This window comes from Halobacterium salinarum DSM 3754 (genome assembly GCF_008124605.1).
Classification (GTDB): Archaea; Halobacteriota; Halobacteria; order Halobacteriales; family Halobacteriaceae; genus Halobacterium; species Halobacterium salinarum.
The window spans coordinates 1-1,627 of record NZ_VRYN01000035.1 but is presented as its reverse complement, the minus strand read 5'-3'; the positions used below and the strand labels follow the sequence as shown (position 1 = coordinate 1,627).

Annotated in this window: 1 protein-coding gene; it reads left to right on the top strand. The window is 54.0% G+C overall.

Annotation, left to right across the window (positions count from 1 at the left end; genetic code table 11):
• Positions 1-75: 75 nt before the first annotated feature.
• A complete protein-coding gene (locus APQ99_RS12425) occupies positions 76-1,410 on the top strand; it encodes an IS4-like element ISH32 family transposase (RefSeq protein ID WP_012289608.1) in 1,335 nt (444 codons plus the stop codon).
• The last annotated feature ends 217 nt before the right edge of the window (positions 1,411-1,627 follow it).

Sequence of the window (1,627 nt, the reverse complement as noted above, 5' to 3'; positions counted from 1 at the left end):
ACCATCCGTTCTAGTTTAGCAGAGTGTACCGTCGTCTGATTAGATATCGTTGTAACTACCAGTCAGAGAAATCCGGTGGATAGTGTGACTTACTCCCCACCGGATTCAGTGATTGTTGATCGGATTCAAAGAGCGTTTCCCTCCGATGAGTTGCGCGAGCGCGCTCGCGCAACGAATCTCGTCGAGCGTGAACGGAAATTCGACGCTGTTGCGCTGTTCTACACGCTTTCACTTGGCTTCGCTGCTGGGTCAGACCGATCTGTACAGGCTTTTCTCGAACGATTCGTCGAAATGTCCGACTGCGATGAACTCTCCTATGCAACCTTCCACGGGTGGTTCTCTCCACCGTTCGTTGCACTCCTTCGAGAGATTCTCGATGATGCCATCGAGAATCTCGATACCAGAAATGCCGACCTTAGCGGACGTCTCGAACGCTTTCGAGACGTCCTCATTGCCGATGGGAGCATTGTTTCTCTCTATCAAGACGCCGCGGATGTGTACGCTGCGACCGGTGACGATCAGGCCGGTCTGAAACTTCACCTAACAGAATCACTCTCAACTGGCCTTCCAACACGGTACCGAACAACTGACGCTAAAACCCAAGAACGGAGCCAGCTACCCACCGGCGAGTGGGTAGCTGGCGCACTTGTCTTGCTCGATCTCGGTTTCTACGACTTCTGGTTGTTCGACCGCATCGACCAGAATAACGGCTGGTTCGTCTCCCGTGTGAAAGACGACGCAAACTTCGAGATCGTCGAAGAGCTCCGGACGTGGCGGGGGAACAGTATCCCGCTCGAAGGAGAGTCGCTGCAGGACGTCCTTGACGACCTGCAGCGACAGGAAATCGATGTTCGCATCACCCTCTCGTTCGAGCGAAAGCGAGGGTCGTGCACCAGCACGACCCGAACGTTCCGACTGGTCGGTGTTTGGAACGAGGATACTGAAGAGTACCATCTCTATTTGACAAATCTCTCGAAAGACGACTATAGTGCGCCCGATATCGCACAGCTCTATCGGGCGCGCTGGGAAATAGAATTATTGTTCAAAGAACTGAAATCACGCTTCGGACTTGACGAAATCAACACGACCGATCCGTACATCATCGAAGCTCTGGTCATCATGGCCGCAATCTCACTGCTGATGAGCCGTGTTATCGTCGATGAACTCCGGAAACTGGACGTGAAACAACGGGAAAGCGCCGACGACGCCACAGCGTCGTCGCCGCAACTTCCTCGTCGACGATGTTCTCACGCTGTCGAACGCCATTCACACCTGATTCAGTTGTACGTGATGCTCGATTTAGGGTACGAACTTCCGGATTTAGATGAGTTGTTGCTGTGGGCTTCACGTGATCCAAATCCGCATCGACCGCGGTTACGTGAGCAGGTTGAGTCAGGCGAGTTCTGGTAACGAACTCGCCTGACGACCGGGGAAGCACCTGTGTCGATAGCGGCAGCGCTGGAACGGCGACGCACTCACGGCTGTGAGTGCGCCGCCTCGAAGGTATCACACAACAAATCAGCGACTGCCTGCTCCAGCGAACCCAGTCTCCTGAGCTAATCCGCCTCAATTCGGTATAGTCTCCGCTGAGATCCTGCTTCACTCCGTCACTAAACTAGAACAGATG